Source organism: Stenotrophomonas sp. AGC87 (genome assembly GCF_057333975.1).
In genome coordinates this window covers 62,829-80,302 of the sequence record NZ_JBHFHW010000037.1, presented here as the reverse complement: position 1 = coordinate 80,302, position 17,474 = coordinate 62,829, and the positions used below count along the sequence as shown (strand labels likewise).

Sequence of the window (17,474 nt, the reverse complement as noted above, 5' to 3'; positions counted from 1 at the left end):
CCACAACGTTGAGCTGCGCGAGCAGATCGCCGCGCTGGCGCATCGGCACAGACGCTACGGGGTGAGCATGATCCATTTGAAACTGCGACAGAAAGGGCTGGTCGTGAACTACAAGCGAGTGGAGCGCTTGTATCAGGAAGCGGGCCTGCAGGTGCGTCGCAGAAAGCGTAAGAAGGTGCCGGTAGGCGAGCGCCAGCCCCTCCTGCGGCCGTCCGCTGCCAATGAGGTGTGGTCGATGGACTTCGTGTTCGACCGCACCGCGGAAGGCCGGGTGATCAAGTGCCTGACCATCGTAGACGACGCCACCCACGAGGCTGTTGCCATCGAAGTGGAGCGGGCAATTTCCGGGCAAGGTGTGTCCAGGGTGCTGGACAGACTGGCCATGCAGCGCGGCTTGCCACGAATGATCAGGACAGACAACGGCAAGGAGTTTTGCGGTAAGGCGATGGTGGCCTGGGCTCACGACAAGGGAGTTGCCCTGCGTCTGATCGAGCCGGGCAAACCGAACCAGAATGCTTACGTGGAGTCTTTCAACGGGCGTTTACGCGATGAATGCCTCAACGAGCACTGGTTCCCGACATTGCTTCATGCCCGTACCAGCATCGAAAGCTGGCGGCGCGACTACAACGAAGAAAGGCCCAAAAGAGCGCTTGGCGGACTAACACCCGCCCAGCACGCCGCGCAGTTGGCGGCGAAGAAAGATAACATCAGCACTGGATTCTAAACCCGCCCACTACTCAGGTCGGGGGGACGTCGCGGCAGCAACGAGAACACCAACGGATTGCTTCGCCAGTTCCTGCCCAAGGGCATTGATCTGTCGAGCGCGAGCCAAGAATATCTCAACCACGTTGCGATGCTCATGAACACACGACCACGTCAGGCGCTGGGCTGGAGGACGCCCGCCGAAGTGATGGACAGAGAGATCGCCGAATTAAGATCACGTGTTGCGCTTGCTTATTGAGACCACCTACTTCCAAAGACTCGGCGGAGTCAACGCGATGCCCGCTGCTCGTACGATTCCCGGTAAAGGGCAAGTGTATGCAGTATCCACTCCAGAAGGTGCAACGCTGCGACTTCGCGATTTTTCTTCATCCGGCGAAGCGACTGGCGCAAAGTGGACGATCGATATCGTACATAGTTCTATTAATGGTGGGCGTGCGGTGGAGATGAAATTCAAATGAATTATGGTCTGGAGTTCAACTCGATTATGGATCACTCGTGGGGCTATTCCATGGGTGCGGTTTGGCAGTCGTTGACTGTTGAGCTTGCAGACACGGAGGCTAGCTTCGATAGGCAGACAGAAATGTTCTTTTCGCTTCTCAAGACGCTAATGATTCGCGGCGAGATCCGTTTGGCCCTAGATGGAAGGTACCTTGAAGGCAGTATGGATAATCAGCTTGATGTCCTGCGGCGTGCATGGCCGAGCAGCAGAGAAGAGTTGGAATCCGAGATGGGCCTGTGGTTTCTTGTAGAGTCGCCAGCGGGAATTGTCTGGATTACGCCTGATGGCAAGGAAGTCTGGAGCTGACCAGCCTAGAGCTATTCAGCTCCGGAGGGATCGCCCATGCCGGCCTGACGCCAAATGAAAAGGCGGATCTCAATGGCCTGGATGCAACGGCGCGTGACGCGTTGCTTACTCAGGACAGCCAGGCCGACCCGGACTCGAAGCAATGGGGTATCGGTGGCTCCAGCAGCCGTGCTCTTTAGGCTGTTACCACCTTGCTGGTAGGTGCCACCACCGGCAAGGGCGGCGGCCGAGTGGTGGCCAACGCCCTGGCGCAGTATGCGGCAAGCCAGATCGGTGACAAGTTCGATACGCAACACGGCGGTGATCCGAATGCCGCATTGCAGTTGCTGTCACATGCGCTGCTGGGTGCGTTGCTGGCTGAGGTCAACGGTGGCAACGCAGCTGGCGGTGCGGGCGCAGTTCCCGGTGGTGAAGTGGCGGCGAAGCTGCTGACCGAGGCGTTGTATCCCGGTTGCACCTATAAAGTGAGACAGTCGTGTACGAAGAAAGGATCTTAGCGATCGCGGCCAAGCTACGTGATCGGATGGATCCTGCCCTCATCGATGGTGCACTGAACTTTCTTGAACACAATGAAGCAAGGCTCGGATTCGAAATATTGTGCGATAACATTTGCGAGGCTGATACTCCCCTGACGAATTCGGAGTATCTCGAAACTGTCGCCCTCGGCTCTGATTTCAGCTTCGGCTTGGATTGAGCTCGGTTAAGCTGCCTTGCTGGATTACGCGGCAAATGATGATCGATCTTCCTATTCGAAACTTCAGCAAATGCTTCTCACCCAATGTCGGTTGGGCTGCGGAGATCAAGGGGGTTAAGGTTTAGTTTTGGTGGAGATTGAGTGCGACATTAAAGGGTGTATAAGGGCCGTGATTGCTCTTCTGCTAAAACTCTCTGCTTACGAGTCGCGGTCGACTGGAATGTTATCATCAGAGACTCGAACGGGAGGATTTATTGATGCGGCATGAAATTATCTACTGCCAGCAGTGGTTTCAACACTACAGGAAAGTCGTGGATGCAATTTCAACGGATGAAGCGGAGCGTCGGCATCGCGCCAGACTTTCATATACCGCCTTGCTCGGTGGTGAGGAAAGTCCTCGGGCACATGTTCAAATGTTGTTGGATAAGAAAGCGATTTTAGTTGGTTTCTTGGATGAACATGTTCGCGAATACATGAACTATCAGTTTCAGCTCGTCGATGATGTCACGATTTTTCTTAGGGCGGCTAATTTCAGGCGATATATTGATGGTGCTGACTCTATAAGTAATGGTGAAACCTATTCATTTCTGCCTACTGGAGAGGTGGCAATACTCGAGGCCAATCTCATTACAAATGAATATAGGGAGTTTAGTAAAGAGTACGATCCGAGTGGTAATTTCATAGGCATGCCGCCCTTTGGTGATTTTAGTAGTGTTGTTAAAGAAGAATGGATCTAGCAGTTATGAGCTGTTTGCAGAACTTGTCTAGTTTTATTCAACTACTTGACCAGTAGTCGCGAGACGCACGACGCGCGGCGCAGCTTGTGCATGGGCGGCATGTTTGTACTGGGTTAAGTGCGTGGCATCCTAAAGGCTGGTAAATCGCAGCTTGTCGACCGCAGCAAGAGCAGCAACGCAGGCGTGTAAATGGGCGCGGGTGTCGCGGTAGGCACGCAGACCGGCGTGTACGTGTACGCCGAAGCCAGCGTGGGCAGCAGCAGGTCCAACGCGAACAGCACCACCTGGCAGAACACCACGCTCAACAGCCAGAACATCTCGCTCAAGGCCGAGGGTGACACCACCCTACGCGGTGCCACCGCGATGGTCGACCGCAGCGATATAAAGACTGGTCATGTAATCAATGTTGTCAACCAGAACGGGGTAATTCGCTTCCTTGATGGTCAGGCCGGGAAGGCTGCTGATTTGAGCAAGTTCAAAAGCCTGCATCTTCTAAAGACAAAGTAAATGAGGTGAACTGTGATCACATACAGCCGCGCTCTATCGCAAGCTGTTGAGTACTTGGGCCAGTCTGAGATTCCGCTCCAGATTTCCCTTGAGGGTGAGTTCCAGGAGGGTTGGTACTTCTGCTACCAGTCAAAAGAGTTTTTAGAGACCGGGGACTTCTCTGCACAATTGGCGGGTAATGGACCCTTCTTGATTGATAGGAGCTCTGGGGAGCTTGTGGTACTTGGCACAGCTAGACCATTGGAGGAATACCTAAATGAGTACGTGGAACAGAAAAGAGCGAGAATAGCTTGACTCGGTCTCTCTTGAAGGACTAGCGTAATCAGATGATGCGTTACGTAGAGATCGCTTTCCGCGCCACGCCGAGCGAGTATGAGGGAGTAAACGATGGGCCTGAACAGCCTGGGTGACGGTAGCTTTGAACTGATTTTGACTGGAGATGAGCTGAATGTTCTTTTCGCCTGTCTCCGTGAGTCATTTGCAACGTTGGGTAAGAATTCTCATCAAACGAGAATTGGCGTAACGATGGACGTTGGAAGCGCACTTGGTGATGAACTGATGCATCTCATGGAACGAGAGGGGGTTGAACAGTAGCGTCGCTCTGCGCCTTCTCTGTCCTGTAGACGGCGGAAATTCCGGCACGCAATCACGACGACAGTTGTTTGTACCGTCGACGTGACCAATTGAAAGCGGTGACATCAATGTTGTGAAGGGCAGCCTGAGCGCGGGCAACACGGTGAGCCTGGATTCGGCACGCGACATCCTGCTGGAAGCCGGTAAGGCGCATGTGCAGGACAAGAGCAAGAGCAGTAACGCGGGTGCTGAAGTGGGCGTGGGCGTACAGGTTGGCGCGCAGACCGGCGCATACGTGTACGCCGAAGCCAGCGTGGGCAGCAGCAAGTCCAACGCGGACAGCACGACCTGGCAGAACACCACGCTCACCGGCCAGAACATCTCGCTCAAGGCCGAGGGTGACACCACCCTGCGCGGTGCCACCGCCACGGCCGACCGCATCGATCAAGGGTAAAAAATGAAAATTAGCGTTAGTTTCCCTAAGAACTTGATCACAGATGATCTCCTTTCCCAAGAGCGAATTCCCTGCCGATGCAGGATATCCAAGGATTTCGAAATTATGTTTTTTGATAGCACTCCGCAGGTTTCCGGAGTGGTGACAGACTGGGATAGGGATGAACTCGAGTTACGGGCAATGCCGAGCGTCGGCGGTCAGTTCACACACAATTCCTGCAGCCTCATTACGCTTAGAGCGAGCGGGCCTGATGTGTACGAAATCGTTCATCTTGAAATGTTCCATCGCAGCTTCGGCTGGTGTGCCGTCATCGAAGACGGACGCTACGCGGAGCCGAAGAGCTTCTGGGACGTGGAGTGAGTGTCGGTGACAACTAGTATAGGAGCATCCGTAGAGTCCCCGGCAGCCAAACATCCGATAGATACATCGTTCCGGGATCTTTAACCAGCCGGGAAGTTTCATGCGCACATCGAATTTGTCGAAACGCAGATCATCACGATCCTGAAGTAGGGCGATGCCGGGCTTGCGGTGAAGGATCTATGTCGCCAAGCGATACCAGCACAGCGACCTACTACCAAGTAGGCGACCGGCGCATGTATCGTTCGGCATCGCCTGGAGCGCCGACGGCTATGCCAGCGCAGGCAAATCCAACGGCAGCTATCAGGGCGTGGGCCAGTAGACGGGCCTGTTCGCCGGTGATGGCGGCTACCACGTCGATGCCGGCCACGTGAACCTGGTCGGCGGTGCGATTGCCAGCACCAACGGCACCCGCAGCGAACTGACCGCGCAGACGCTGACCTTCAGCGACCTGCAGAACCAGATGCAGCACAGCACCAGCTCGGGCGGCATCAGCGGTGGCTACGGCGGCGCGATGGAGGGCAACACGCCGGTGTTTGCCGGTGCCACGCCGAACTTCGGTGGCGGCGTGCCGATGAACGAAAAGGGCGGCGACAGCAGCACCACCTACGCCACGCTGACCGAAGGCAGCATCGTGATCGGCGGCAAGAAGGTGACTGCCGCCAAGCTGGTGCGACAATACCAGATGGGTCGTGCGGAGGGGGTGGGTAGGTGATTCCTTTGGATATTGATGCGGCAATGCGGCTGCAGCCGGGCGAAATTATGCGAGCCGATGTAGAGTCCGCCAAGCGGGGGCTTGTTGAATTGGGTGCGCGCGAGGGAAGCGAATTTTGGCAGTTCTTCGTCACCTACGCTTCGACGCATTTCCCGAGCGAAGTCTCTTTTGAAGAGCTGTGCGACGTCGCAATTCCAAGTAATGAAATGATGCAGGGAACAGAGTTTGTGGCCGATGTTTGGGGTGTCCCTCCGGGCTACGTTTGTATGACCAGTGTTCAAGGAGAGGGTTGTTACTTGTACGACGTAAATAACGGAAAAGTTTACGATTTCGCCGCGGGCGATGCCGAAAAACTTGTATCCGGGAAACTTCCATGCAGTTGGGAGAGCTTCAATGATTTCATTAGGTGGTTTCTTGGGGTGGCACCTAAGAGGACTTGATCCTGCAGTTTGGCATGCGTTGAGATTGTTTCAAGAGCTATTCCGGGATGGTGATCTGTCTATCGAGTTGAACGGATTGCGATCGCGATGGGATAGGAAGCCTCGGTAACGTTGGCAGCTGTTACTACAGCTGACAGTTACGCTCACGAGCGGCAACATTCACCTCGCGCAGGGTAACTTCAGCGCCGGCAACACGCTAGCGCTGGATAAGGTGCTTCTTGAAATTCGCCTCTCGTCGCGACGTACCATCTAACACGTTGGAACTGACTTAGAAAACAAACCAATTCTCCCGCCATAGTCGGGTCAATGAGAGAACTTGTGTGACGAGGGTCGCGAGAATCATCATCAGTTCACCAAGGCCTAAAGTAGATTACTGGTGCCGCCAGAACTGATGGCCCCTCATAGATGAGTCCTGGGTGACGTCGCAACGAACGCACCTATCCGCGGTTGCAATGTTGCAGAGGTGAGGCAGGCCAATGTGGTAGCGTGCTAGAAGAAGGGCTCTCACCCGCCAAAGATATTAATCCTCATGGAACAAGTCGTGCTTCCTGCCATTCCTCGGATTGTGGCGGAGGATGTTCATCTGTTTACGATGGACGACTATTCACCACATGCGCTGTTAGGTGGAGAAGTGATGGGGGACCAAGTCGCGCAGTGGCAGTATGCAGTTGAGCTGACCTACAGATGTCTTGCATCGGGCTTGTGTGAACTAATGTATGAGCCGTTGCCCCGCGACGGCGGCTCGCATGATTTCCGCGAATTGTGTTCAGCGCTCTCGCGCCTCGACCCATTTGATCTCTCCGAGGAAGGCCAGTTGTACTGGCTTGATAAGTTTATGTGCAGCACCCAAGCGCTGCTCGATATCGTCTCCGATGTTCGTGCTCATGGCGACGCCGGTCCAGGAACGTTCGAAGATCGCCTCTTCGAAGCGGTCGAAAGTCACTTCGCGGCGTGGGGTGTTCCTTGGAGTGATGGTTGCCTGTTCCAAGTGGGATCGAAATGACTCTAGGTCAGTGCTGAGCAGAATAGTGGAAGAAGCATCTCTACGATCCCGGTCTGACAGAGCAGTGTTACAGCGAGTGGTTTCAGGACTTGCTGGGCTGTTCAATCACAACACCCGCGCGCCCTTTTCAAGAGCATCAGGCACTGCAATATCGAGGGCGTAACAGGCTGAATTGTGATCTCACCGACTGTGCAAAAGAAGACGGAAAGCTGGACCAGCATGCTGAAGGATCTGAATGCTCTACTGCCAGATAAGAGCCTTCCAGGTAACGTCGGTGCCGCTGTACGATTTGCCCTGTCACGCTGTAGATGATCGAGTTCCAACATCTGAAGAGGGGGCGTCTCTCCGACGACCCACGGTCAGCACCAAGGCCGGCATCGCCGTCAAGGCCGCCAACAGTGGAGACATTGACGGCGCCTCGCAAAGCTTCACCCTGCAGATCTCCGGCGGCCGCAGCCTGCCCAGCGCCTTGCTCTGGTTCGGCGGTTCACATGTCGAATCGATAGTGCCTGTGCGAATGAGACCCTCATCCGCACCTACTGGCGGCGTGCCCGATGCCACCTCACGCATCTGACCCACTCACGAGTGATGTAAAGGTGCTCAGCAAAGCCCTTTCCTCTCGCCGGGTAGAATGCCCCCATGACCCGCTATCGCCTGTTGCTACCCGCCCTGCTGGCGCTGTCCCTGGCCGCCTGCAGCACCACGCCGCTCGAGCAGCGCAGCCCGCTCGCCACCTGGGTGCCGTCGCCGAACCACACCGCGCGCGCGCCAGTGGTGATCGTGCTGCACCATACCGATCAGCACTCCGTGCAAGAGAGCCTGGATACGCTGCGCAGCGCCAACAGTGGCGGCAAGGTCAGCTCGCACTATCTGGTCGGGGCCGATGGCCACATCTACCAACTGGTGGGCGATGACCGCCGCGCATGGCATGCCGGTCCCGGGCGCTGGGGCACGATCACCGATCTCAACTCGGCCTCGATCGGCATCGAGATCGACAACGACGGCGACACGTCGTTCGCACCGGCACAGATCGCGGCCTTGATCCGCCTGCTGGATGACCTGTGCACGCGCCTGCGCATTCCACCCAGCCAGATCATCGCGCATGCCGATCTGGCGCCGTCGCGCAAGCAGGATCCCAGCCGTTTCTTCCCGTGGCAGCAGCTGGCCGAAGCCGGTTTCGGCGTGTGGCCGCGCGCGACCGATGGCCCGGCGCCGATGGGCTTCGATCCCTGGATGGCCCTTCAGGCCTTCGGTTACCCGATGGACGACCGGGCGGCCGCCGTCGGCGCCTTCCACCGCCGCTTCCGCGGTCGCGACGATCTCCCCGCAGATCTCGATGCCGAAGACGCCCGCATCCTGCACTCGCTGCTGCTGCAACAGGAACGCCGCCCATGAAGTTCACGCCCGTCCTCCCCGCACTCAAGCACGCCGCGCTGATGGGGGTGGGGTTGGCGCTGTTGAGTGCCTGCGCGGTCGCGCCGCAGCGCTCGGCATCACCCGCGCCAGTGCAAACCAGCACCTACGCGAAGGCAAACTGGAACGCATTGCCCGCCGTCGCGGACGCCGATCTGCAAGCCGGCTTCGCGGCCTGGCGCAGTGCCTGCCCACGCCTGAAGAGCGACGCCAACTGGGCATCCACCTGCGCAGCGGCGGCCAACGTTGCCACCACACCTGCCGCCATCCGCCAGTTCCTGCAGGCGAATCTCGACGTCTATGCGCTGCGCGCCGCCAACAACCGCGCCGACGGCCTGATCACCGGCTACTACGAGCCCATCTATGCCGGCAGCCTCACGCGTACCGCCAAGGCATCGGTGCCGGTGTACGGCGTGCCCGACGACATGGTCACCGTCCAGCTCGACAGCCTTTACCCCGAGCTCAAGGGCAAGCGCCTGCGCGGCCGCGTGGAAGGGCGCGTGCTCAAGCCGTATGACGATGCCGCGCGGATCGCCACGAACGGCGTCAAAGCACCGGTGCTGGCCTGGCTGACCAGCCCGATGGACCTGCAGTTCCTGCAGATCCAGGGCTCCGGCCGTGTCCAGCTGGCCGACGGCCGCCAGCTGCGCATCGCCTACGCCGACCAGAACGGCCATCCCTATCGCCCGATCGGCCGCTGGCTGGTGGAGCAGGGCGAACTGAAGCAGGCCGACGTGAGCATGGCCGCCATCCGCGCCTGGGCCGATGCCCATCCCGCGCGCGTGCCCGAGCTGCTGGCCAGCAATCCCAGCTATGTGTTCTTTACTCGTGGACCGGACAGCGAAGACGGTCCGCGCGGCTCGTTGAACGTGCCGCTGACCGCCGGCTACAGCGTCGCGGTGGATCGCAACGTCGTGCCACTGGGCAGCCTGCTGTGGCTGTCCACCACGCGCCCGGATGGCACCGCGCTGGTGCGCCCGGTCGCGGCGCAGGATACCGGCGGTGCCATCACCGGCGAAGTGCGTGCGGACCTGTTCTGGGGCACCGGCGATGCGGCGGGCGAGCTGGCCGGGCACATGAAGCAGAAGGGCACGATCTGGATGCTGTGGCCGAAGGGTATGGCGTTGCCGAAGGCGCCTGACAAGAGCGAGTGACACCGATGGATGAACTTCAGCGACTCCAGCACTGGTATCGAATGCAGTGCAATGAGGACTGGGAGCATACGTTCGGGGTCACTATCGAGACCCTTGATAACCCCGGCTGGCAGGTCAGCATTGATCTCATCGAGACCGAGCTTGAGCACAGGCCTTTCGCATCGATCCGTCGTGGGCACTCGGAAGATGATGCGGACTGGATCATCTGCAAGATTGAGAAGTCACGGTTCGTCGCTAGCGGCGGCGCCGGCAACTTGACTGAGCTGCTGGGCATATTTCTCAGCTGGGCCGAGGCTTAGCACTCGCGATCATCGGTGGACATGCTGCAAGACGCCCAACGATCACGGGCGGGAGTCGAAGCGTGGACGACGCCAAGGTGCACGAACCCGTCATACATGATCGATCTGTCATCGATGACGATCTCCCCGATCCTATGCGGGCCTGGCCTGGCAAGCCCAAGATCCTGCACTTCGCAGATAGGAGCGCAGGCCCATGCCGTCCCCCCTGAGTGAGTAAAAGCCAGCGCTCGATAGGGCTCGTCAAACATCAGGCGGGATACCCCATCCCGCCCTTCCGCGCCGGCCTTTCGAGCATGAGCGTTACCTAGCAAGGTGACGATCTTGACGTTCGAGTATCGCGCAAGCGCCTGCAGGTTGTCGGTGATCTCATCTCCGCCACCAAAGCCAGAAGATCCGACGGCAACCACCGTGACGTCTGCACCCCTCTGGCGTAGCTCTCGAAGACGATCCAGCATCGCGTACATCGCAATGCTCGTTCTTCCGTCCTGCGAATCCCGCGTCCAGAAACTGGATTCCCCCAATATTCCGCGGGCCGGCTCCAATGCCTTCGTGCTCATGAAGCTATCCAGAGCGGCCTGCTCGCTGGATGGGTGTTCAATGCCGACGATGACGGGACTGCTACGCGCCAGGTTGCAGATCCAGTCCGCGACAAAACGGGGAGCCTCGGCCGTGCCATGTATCTCGCCAAAGACAAGGATTCGCGGGAGATCGGACCTGCCTGACGGCGCGCTCTCACAGGCCGTGCCGCTTTCGTTGCGATCAAATCTGGAACATGCGCTTGAGAGGATCAAGCAGATGGTGAGCGCAGCCAGCAGCGCGCAGCGCATTGGTCCCTCTGCACGCGTGGCTGGGCAGCTCTTCAACTGACACGCACCTCGCAAAGATCTGCCGTGTGCGGTGCGCTATCTGATATCAAGCAATCATCCACGCTGGGCCAATCTTCCGGGGCTTGCTCCGGCGCTGCCTCGTTACGGAGGAATGCAGAGAAATCCGTCATCATTCTCACGTACCGATCTCGCTCCTTGATCCGCAGATAGTGCTGCAACGAAGGTTCCGGAATAGATATCTGTTTTCTAGCGATGGGCCGCATCCGTGTCAATGCATCGAGCCCATGATGTGGCCGCAGCTCACAGTTCACTGGCGAGCCGTGGCTCTCTCTGTCATCCGTCCATCCGTTCACCATCTCCCCACGCTCAACCCACCCCGTTTTGCACTACATTGGTGCAATGACCACCACGCTCCTCCCCCCCGCCCTCGACGCCCTCGGCACTCCGGTCGCCTGGGCCGACGCCAGCGGCCGTGTGGTGGGCTGCAATCCTGCCTTCGCCCGCTGGCTGGGCGTGAGCGTACGCCGCCTGCTGGGCCAGCCGCTGGCCTCGCTGGAGGCCCAGGGCGATGCCTTGGCCCACTTCCTGGCCCGCGATGAGCGCGACACCCTGCGCCTGCACCGGCTGGCCTTGGCGCTGCCGGGCGATGCACCGCGCTTTGCCGAGGGGTGGCTGAGCCGCTGGGACGAAGGCGGCTGGCTGCTGGAGGCGCATCCGGTCGATGAGTTCCCGGGGCTGGACCCCACCCAGGCGCTGCCCAGCGCGCTCAGTGCCGCGCTCAAGGGCCTGGCGCATGAGCTGCGCAATCCGCTGGCCGGCCTGAAGGGTGCGGCTCAGCTGCTGGCACGCCGCAACGCGCAACGCGATCCGGACGAGCGTGAACTGATCGAGCTCATCGGCTCGGAGATCGAGCGCCTCAACGGCCTGCTCGAGCAATTGCTGTCACCCGCGCCGGCCGCGCCACATGCACCGCTCAACATTCATGCCTCGCTGGAACGCGTACTGCGCCTGGCCGAGAGCGAGGGTGGCTGGGCGGTCCGGATCCAGCGCGATTACGACCCCAGCATTCCCGAGTTCGATGGCGATGCGGACCGGCTCACCCAGGCGGTGTGGAACCTGGTCCGCAATGCGATCCAGGCCGATGCGGGCACCGTCACCCTGCGCACGCGCGTTGAGCACGGCGTGCGCATCACCGATCAACTGCACCCGCTGGCGCTGCGGCTGGAAATCGCCGATGACGGCCGTGGCGTGCCCGAAGACCTGGCAGAGCATCTGTTCCTGCCGCTGGTCAGTGGGCGCGCCGAGGGCACCGGGCTGGGCCTGGCGCTGGCCCAGCAGGTCGCACGCGAGCACCGCGGCACCCTGACCTACCGCTCGCGCCGCGGCCATACCGTATTCACCGTGCTGCTGCCGATCGGGCAGGGCACCTTCGCCGAGGACACTGCCGCCCATGGCTGACCAGGTCGACACCACCGCCCAGCGTGTCTGGGTGGTCGACGATGACCGCGCGGTGCGCTTCGTGCTGTGCACCGCGCTGCGCGAGGCCGGCTACCGTGTCGAAGGCTTCGACGGTGCGGCGGCCGCGTTGGCGATGCTGGCCGAGCAGCCGCCGCCGGATCTGCTGTTCACCGATGTCCGCATGCCCGGTGATGATGGTCTGGTGTTGCTGGACAAGCTCAAGGCGGCGCATCCGCAGTTGCCGGTGATCGTGATGTCGGCTTATACCGATGTGGCGAGCACGGCCGGCGCCTTCCGCGGCGGTGCGCAGGAATTCCTGTCCAAGCCATTCGATCTGGACGATGCGGTCGCCTTGGCGCAGCGCGTCCTGCCGGCCCCGGATGTCACCTTGGCCGAGCCGAGCGAGACCGCCAGCACGACCCCGCCCGATCAGCGTCCGCAGCTGGTCGGCGATACCCCGGCGATGCGCGCGTTGTTCCGCGCGATCGGCCGCTTGGCGCAGGCGCCACTGTCGGTGCTGATCAATGGCGAGACCGGCACCGGCAAGGAGCTGGTCGCGCATGCGCTGCACCACGAGTCGCCGCGCGTGCAGGGGCCGTTCGTCGCGCTCAATACCGCGGCGATTCCGTCCGAACTGCTGGAGAGTGAGTTGTTCGGCCATGAGGCGGGTGCGTTCACCGGCGCGCAGCGTCGCCATATCGGCCGCTTCGAACAGGCCAACGGCGGCACGCTGTTCCTGGATGAAATCGGCGACATGCCGTTACCGCTGCAGACGCGCCTGCTGCGCGTGCTGGCCGAGGGCGAGTTCTTCCGCGTGGGCGGGCGTGAGCTGATCCGCGTGGATGTGCGCGTGATCGCTGCGACCCACCAGGATCTGGAATCGCTGGTCGCGCAGGGGCGCTTCCGTGCCGATCTGCTGCACCGGCTGGATGTGGTGCGGCTGCGGTTGCCGCCGCTGCGTGAGCGTCGCGACGATGTCGCGCAGCTGGCCGAGACCTTCCTGGCCGCGGCCGCACACAAACTGGATACGCCGCCCAAACGCCTGACCGCAGCAGCACTGCAGGCGCTGCGCGAGCACGATTGGCCCGGCAACGTACGTGAGCTGGAGAACGTCTGCTGGCGAATGGCCGCGCTGGCGGCGGCCGACAGCATCGGTGTGGCCGACGTGGACAGCGCGCTGCACCGCGGTGCGGGTGCGCCACGCTCGCGCAGTGCCGGTGATCCGGGGCAGTGGGAAACGCTGCTTTCGGCGTGGGCGCGTCAGCGTCTGGCCGAAGGTGCCGAAGGCCTGCACGCGCAGGTGCGCGATCGGGTCGACCAGGCGCTGCTCGAAGCGGCCCTGCAGATCACCCATGGCCGCCGTGCCGAAGCCGCCGCGCGGCTGGGCATGGGCCGCAACACCCTCACCCGCAAGCTCGGCGCCGGCCGCCGTCGCGGCGGATGAACCGCATGTCCACACCGCGTGTGCGCCATGTCCGGGCCGCTTTCATGGCCTGTGGACGAGCACACGGTTAGTTTGCAACCAAGGAGTCTTTCCCATGCGCAGTTCCCCTGTCGTCCTCGCTGCGGCGATCGCGGTCGGTCTGGCCGCCTGCGGCAGCACACCGCCGCCGCGCCCCGTCGCCCCCGTCGTACCGGTGGTCAGTACCGCGCAGATGGCCGAGGCAAACCTGTCGCCGGCCTCGGCCAGTCTGGTCAGTGGGCGCCTGGCGCTGGTGCCGGATGCCCGTGGCGTGCACCTCACCGGTGTCATCGGTGGCCTGCAGCCGCTGCAGGTGGCCGGGTTCCACGTGCACGAGCGCGGCGACTGCAGTGCGGTCGATGCGAGCAGCGCCGGTGCGCATTTCAATCCCGCCGGGCAACCGCACGGCCGCAACAGTGCCGGTGCACATCATGCCGGTGACATGGACAACCTGCGCGCCGATGCGCAGGGCCGCGTCAACGTCGACATCCGCCTGCCAGCGGTTACTCTTGGCGGCGGCGCAGCCACCGACATCGCCGGACGTGCACTGATCGTGCATGCCAACGCCGACGATTACCGCAGCCAGCCGGCCGGCAACGCCGGCGCCCGAATTGCCTGCGGCGTCATCCGGGTCGTGCGCTGATCACGCAGTCCTTCGACGTCGTTTCTTCCAACGCTACCCGCAAGGAGATCCACATGCGCCTGATCCACACCACGCTGTTCGCTGCCATCGCCGCGCTTGGCCTGACCGCCTGCAACAAGCCGGCCGACACCACGCCGGAAGCCACGCCGGCTGCGGACACCGCACCGGTTGCTGAAACCGCCCCGGCCACGGATGCACCGCCGGCAATGACCAGCGAAGCCCATGCCAACCACACCGCCAGTGCCGACCTTGCTGCCACCCAGGGCAACGACGTCAAAGGCACCGTGACCTTCAGCGTCGTCGACGGTAAGGTCCACGTGAAGGGCCAGGTCAGCGGCCTGAAGCCGAACAGCGAGCACGGCTTCCACATCCATGAGAAGGGCGACTGCAGCGCGCCGGACGGCGCCAGCGCCGGCGGCCACTTCAACCCGGGCCAGGAAGACCATGGCAGCGTCGCCAGCGAGCCGCATCACGGCGGCGACATGCCCAACATCAAGGCTGATGCCCAGGGCAACGCCGTGGTCGACGCCCCGGTTTCGACCAACGTCAACATCGGCAAGGGTGATGGCTTCGACATCATCGGCCGCGGCTTGATCGTCCATGCCGACGCGGATGACTACAAGACCCAGCCGACCGGCAATGCCGGTGCACGCCTGGCGTGCGCGGTGATCAAAGCGGCCCCGTAATCCGGGCCGTGTTTGACGAAAAACGCCGGCATTCGCCGGCGTTTTTTTTAAATTAACGGGGACGGAGGTAGTTAAGCCGCAGGCTTAACTACCTCCGTCCCTATTAACGCGCCAGCAGTTCGCGCGCGTCCTGCCCGGCCTCGCAATGCACGAACAGCACCGGCAGGCCATGCGCTTCGAGCACGGCGGCCATCTGTCGCTGGCGGATCAGGTACTGGTCGTAGATGCCCTGCAGGCGATCGCAGTCGCCGGTGCCGTGGTTGTAGTACGCACACCAGCCGGCGGGGTCGAACAGCGCCATACGCACTTCGCCATCAGCGTATCGAAGCAACGGCTCCGGCGCGGCATCCAGCCACTCTTCCACGTGCGGTGCCATCAGCGCGGTTTCGATCAGCGGCCACAGAATCGCCAGGCCCTGGTTGTCGTACTGCATCGACATCATCGCGGCGAGGTCGTTCACCGTGAAATAGCGGGCGTGCTCGATCTGCGCGCCGAAGGCGTTCTGCGCCTGCAGCGCGGTATCGGGCTGCGTCATGCCCTGGGCCAGCAACACCTCTTCCAGTGCTTCGGCCACGGCCTGGGTCTGGACGACTTCGGTGCCGGTCAGCAGGAACGGGACGACCCGCAGGCCGCCACCGGTAAGGCTGGCATCGGCCTGGAACGGCAGCGGGACATCGCCATCGGTGCCGGCACCAAAAGCCAGCACGCGCGGGCCCTGGTTGCGGCTCGGGGCGCGCATCTGCAGTTCTTCCAGGCGCCGGTGCACCGGCCAGCCTGGGCGCAGGATTTCCGCCGGATCGAAATGGGCGCCGGCGAACACGAAGTCCAGCCCGCTGACGCCGGGCACCAGCTTGGCCAGATCGCGGCCGACGCGTTCGGCCAGTTCACCAGCCTGTTCGGAGGACAGCGCGGCATGGCGCGGGGCGTCGCCGCCGGCCAGTTCCAATGCCAGTACGCCAATGGCATTCATGCCGTGGTCGGGTTTGCTCATGGTTTCACGGTTGGCCCATCACAGGGCGGCAGCTACACTTGGCCCCATTATGCCTGCTCCTTCGTGCAGGCCATGTTGCAGACACCCCTCCCATGCCAGGTATCTCCATGCCCAACGCCCGTCCCGTCGCCATCCTCGGCGGCGTCCGCATCCCGTTCTGTCGCCAGAACACGGCTTATTCGGACGTCGGCAACCTCGGTATGTCGGTACGCACACTCGGTGCGCTGGTCGAACGCTTCGGCCTGCACGGCCAGCAGTTGGGCGAAGTGGCGATGGGCGCGGTGATCAAGCATTCCAGCGACTGGAACCTCGGCCGCGAAGCCACCTTGTCCTCAGGCCTGTCCCCGCTGACCCCCGGCATCACCATGCAGCGCGCCTGCGGCACCTCGCTGGATACGATCATCGCGGTGGCCAACAAGATCGCGCTGGGCCAGATCGATTCGGGCATCGGCGGCGGTTCGGACACCACCTCCGATGTGCCGATCGTCTACGGCAAGAAGTTGCGCGCGCGCCTGCTGGCGGCCAATCGCGCCAAGAGCACCGGCGACAAGCTCAAGGCACTGACCCGCGGCTTCAAGCTGAGCGAACTCAAGCCGGAATTCCCGGGCGTGGCCGAGCCGCGCACCGGCAAGAGCATGGGCGATCACTGCGAAGACATGGCCAAGGAGTGGAACATCTCCCGCGACTCGCAGGACGAGTGGGCGGTGTCCTCGCACAAAAAGCTGGCCGCCGCCTATGAGCGCGGGTTCTTCACCGATCTGATCGCGCCGTTCCGCGGCGTGGAGCGCGACAACATCCTGCGCGCCGACACTTCGCTGGAAAAACTGGCCACGCTGAAGCCGGCGTTCGACAAGGTCTCCGGCCGCGGCACGCTCACCGCTGCCAACTCCACCCCGCTCACCGATGGGGCCTCGGCGGTGCTGCTGGCCAGCGAAGAATGGGCGCGCGCGCATGGCCATGAGCCGCTGGCCTACCTGCGTGATTCGCAGGTGGCGGCCGTTGATTTCGTGCACGGCGAAGGCCTGTTGATGGCACCGACCATCGCCGTGCCGGAGATGCTCAAGCGCAACGGCCTGACCCTGCAGGATTTCGACCTCTACGAAATCCACGAAGCGTTCGCCGCCCAGGTGCTGTGCACGCTGCGCGCGTGGGAAAGCGAAGACTACTGCCGCAACCGCCTCGGCCTGGATGCGCCGCTGGGCAAGATCGACCCGGCCAAGATCAATCCGCTGGGTTCGTCGCTGGCCACCGGCCACCCGTTCGCCGCCACCGGCGCGCGCGTGATTGCCACGGCGGCCAAGCAGCTGGCTGAGCGCGGCGGTGGTCGCGCGCTGGTCTCGATCTGCACCGCCGGCGGCATGGGCGTGGTGGCGATCGTCGAGCGCTGATCGCCTGCGCTGCAGTGAACGAAGAAGGCCCCCCCAGGGCGGCCTTCTTTTTTGTATCTGGCGGAGGTGTGCACCATTCGGCTCTGGTAGTGCCGGCCGCTGGCCGGCTCCTCCACACCGTCTCAGGGACCCCGCATTGGCGGGC

Annotated in this window: 25 protein-coding genes and 1 pseudogene; 24 read left to right on the top strand and 2 right to left on the bottom strand. The window is 61.8% G+C overall.

From position 1 onward, the window contains the following. From ACE026_RS14985 to ACE026_RS14895, 19 genes and pseudogenes are all read left to right on the top strand, one after another. Nucleotides 1–724, top strand: a 724-nt coding sequence (locus ACE026_RS14985; protein ID WP_486039627.1) for an IS3 family transposase, incomplete at its 5' end; no start/stop codon positions are given. Between the two features lie 27 nt (nucleotides 725–751). After that, nucleotides 752–961: pseudogene (locus ACE026_RS14980) on the top strand (transposase); the annotation flags it as partial. Beyond that, nucleotides 942–1,181: a hypothetical protein gene (locus ACE026_RS14975; protein ID WP_486039625.1), complete on the top strand. Its 240-nt coding sequence runs from the start codon at nucleotides 942–944 to the stop codon at nucleotides 1,179–1,181. The pseudogene ACE026_RS14980 and the gene ACE026_RS14975, both read left to right, overlap by 20 nt. Further along, nucleotides 1,178–1,528, top strand: coding sequence for a DUF596 domain-containing protein (locus ACE026_RS14970; RefSeq protein ID WP_486039623.1), 351 nt, complete (start codon nucleotides 1,178–1,180; stop codon nucleotides 1,526–1,528). The genes ACE026_RS14975 and ACE026_RS14970 overlap by 4 nt, the downstream gene beginning before the upstream one ends. Nucleotides 1,529–1,719: 191 nt before the next feature. Continuing rightward, nucleotides 1,720–2,025, top strand: a complete 306-nt coding sequence (locus ACE026_RS14965; RefSeq protein ID WP_486039622.1) for a hypothetical protein — start codon at nucleotides 1,720–1,722, stop codon at nucleotides 2,023–2,025. A gap of 26 nt (nucleotides 2,026–2,051) precedes the next feature. Further along, nucleotides 2,052–2,222 carry a MafI family immunity protein gene (locus tag ACE026_RS14960; RefSeq protein ID WP_486039620.1) on the top strand — a complete coding sequence of 57 codons (171 nt, stop codon included), beginning with the start codon at nucleotides 2,052–2,054 and terminating at the stop codon, nucleotides 2,220–2,222. A 257-nt stretch (nucleotides 2,223–2,479) separates the two neighbouring features. Continuing rightward, nucleotides 2,480–2,959 carry a hypothetical protein gene (locus tag ACE026_RS14955; RefSeq protein ID WP_486039619.1) on the top strand — a complete coding sequence of 160 codons (480 nt, stop codon included), beginning with the start codon at nucleotides 2,480–2,482 and terminating at the stop codon, nucleotides 2,957–2,959. 189 nt (nucleotides 2,960–3,148) lie between these two features. After that, entirely contained in the window at nucleotides 3,149–3,466 is a 318-nt protein-coding gene (locus ACE026_RS14950) for a hemagglutinin repeat-containing protein (protein ID WP_486039618.1), read from the top strand. 12 nt (nucleotides 3,467–3,478) lie between these two features. Then, a complete protein-coding gene (locus tag ACE026_RS14945; RefSeq protein ID WP_486039616.1) occupies nucleotides 3,479–3,760 on the top strand; it encodes a YrhB domain-containing protein in 282 nt (93 codons plus the stop codon). Between the two features lie 93 nt (nucleotides 3,761–3,853). Next, complete coding sequence (locus ACE026_RS14940; protein ID WP_486039614.1) at nucleotides 3,854–4,060, top strand: hypothetical protein; 207 nt, start codon at nucleotides 3,854–3,856, stop codon at nucleotides 4,058–4,060. Nucleotides 4,061–4,148: 88 nt separating this feature from the next. Beyond that, entirely contained in the window at nucleotides 4,149–4,493 is a 345-nt protein-coding gene (locus ACE026_RS14935) for a hemagglutinin repeat-containing protein (protein ID WP_486039630.1), read from the top strand. A gap of 3 nt (nucleotides 4,494–4,496) precedes the next feature. After that, complete coding sequence (locus tag ACE026_RS14930) at nucleotides 4,497–4,853, top strand: hypothetical protein (protein WP_486039613.1); 357 nt, start codon at nucleotides 4,497–4,499, stop codon at nucleotides 4,851–4,853. Between the two features lie 367 nt (nucleotides 4,854–5,220). Next, nucleotides 5,221–5,565, top strand: a complete 345-nt coding sequence (locus tag ACE026_RS14925; RefSeq protein WP_486039612.1) for a hypothetical protein — start codon at nucleotides 5,221–5,223, stop codon at nucleotides 5,563–5,565. Beyond that, nucleotides 5,562–6,005 (top strand): hypothetical protein, encoded by a 444-nt coding sequence (locus ACE026_RS14920; RefSeq protein ID WP_486039611.1) that lies wholly within the window; start codon nucleotides 5,562–5,564, stop codon nucleotides 6,003–6,005. Before ACE026_RS14925 ends, ACE026_RS14920 begins: the two co-directional genes overlap by 4 nt. Nucleotides 6,006–6,534: 529 nt before the next feature. After that, complete coding sequence (locus tag ACE026_RS14915; protein ID WP_486039610.1) at nucleotides 6,535–7,008, top strand: hypothetical protein; 474 nt, start codon at nucleotides 6,535–6,537, stop codon at nucleotides 7,006–7,008. A 235-nt stretch (nucleotides 7,009–7,243) separates the two neighbouring features. Next, the gene (locus ACE026_RS14910) at nucleotides 7,244–7,582 is read left to right on the top strand and encodes a hypothetical protein (protein ID WP_486039609.1); all 339 of its coding nucleotides are present in this window, start codon (nucleotides 7,244–7,246) and stop codon (nucleotides 7,580–7,582) included. A gap of 65 nt (nucleotides 7,583–7,647) precedes the next feature. After that, the gene (locus tag ACE026_RS14905) at nucleotides 7,648–8,403 is read left to right on the top strand and encodes an N-acetylmuramoyl-L-alanine amidase (protein ID WP_486039608.1); all 756 of its coding nucleotides are present in this window, start codon (nucleotides 7,648–7,650) and stop codon (nucleotides 8,401–8,403) included. After that, nucleotides 8,400–9,575, top strand: coding sequence for a murein transglycosylase A (gene mltA / locus ACE026_RS14900; protein WP_486039607.1), 1,176 nt, complete (start codon nucleotides 8,400–8,402; stop codon nucleotides 9,573–9,575). Before ACE026_RS14905 ends, mltA begins: the two co-directional genes overlap by 4 nt. Before the next feature lie 5 nt (nucleotides 9,576–9,580). Then, a complete protein-coding gene (locus tag ACE026_RS14895; RefSeq protein ID WP_486039606.1) occupies nucleotides 9,581–9,874 on the top strand; it encodes an immunity 53 family protein in 294 nt (97 codons plus the stop codon). Here the strand turns inward: ACE026_RS14895 and ACE026_RS14890 are convergent. After that, a complete protein-coding gene (locus tag ACE026_RS14890; RefSeq protein ID WP_486039604.1) occupies nucleotides 9,871–10,701 on the bottom strand; it encodes a hypothetical protein in 831 nt (276 codons plus the stop codon). The two genes, ACE026_RS14895 and ACE026_RS14890, sit on opposite strands and share 4 nt — an antisense overlap. A gap of 399 nt (nucleotides 10,702–11,100) precedes the next feature. Here ACE026_RS14890 and ACE026_RS14885 point away from each other — a divergent pair, with 399 nt between their 5' ends. From ACE026_RS14885 to ACE026_RS14870, 4 genes are all read left to right on the top strand, one after another. Next, nucleotides 11,101–12,159: a two-component system sensor histidine kinase NtrB gene (locus ACE026_RS14885; RefSeq protein ID WP_486039603.1), complete on the top strand. Its 1,059-nt coding sequence runs from the start codon at nucleotides 11,101–11,103 to the stop codon at nucleotides 12,157–12,159. Continuing rightward, a complete protein-coding gene (gene ntrC, locus ACE026_RS14880) occupies nucleotides 12,152–13,603 on the top strand; it encodes a nitrogen regulation protein NR(I) (protein WP_486039601.1) in 1,452 nt (483 codons plus the stop codon). The genes ACE026_RS14885 and ntrC overlap by 8 nt, the downstream gene beginning before the upstream one ends. Nucleotides 13,604–13,697: 94 nt before the next feature. After that, nucleotides 13,698–14,264: a superoxide dismutase family protein gene (locus ACE026_RS14875; RefSeq protein WP_486039599.1), complete on the top strand. Its 567-nt coding sequence runs from the start codon at nucleotides 13,698–13,700 to the stop codon at nucleotides 14,262–14,264. Between the two features lie 53 nt (nucleotides 14,265–14,317). After that, entirely contained in the window at nucleotides 14,318–14,950 is a 633-nt protein-coding gene (locus ACE026_RS14870) for a superoxide dismutase family protein (RefSeq protein ID WP_486039597.1), read from the top strand. Nucleotides 14,951–15,053: 103 nt separating this feature from the next. Here ACE026_RS14870 and ACE026_RS14865 read toward each other — a convergent pair whose 3' ends face one another. Then, complete coding sequence (locus ACE026_RS14865) at nucleotides 15,054–15,941, bottom strand: hypothetical protein (RefSeq protein ID WP_486039595.1); 888 nt, start codon at nucleotides 15,939–15,941, stop codon at nucleotides 15,054–15,056. Between the two features lie 92 nt (nucleotides 15,942–16,033). Here ACE026_RS14865 and ACE026_RS14860 point away from each other — a divergent pair, with 92 nt between their 5' ends. Further along, complete coding sequence (locus ACE026_RS14860; protein WP_313219853.1) at nucleotides 16,034–17,329, top strand: acetyl-CoA C-acetyltransferase; 1,296 nt, start codon at nucleotides 16,034–16,036, stop codon at nucleotides 17,327–17,329. Nucleotides 17,330–17,474 lie beyond the last annotated feature (145 nt).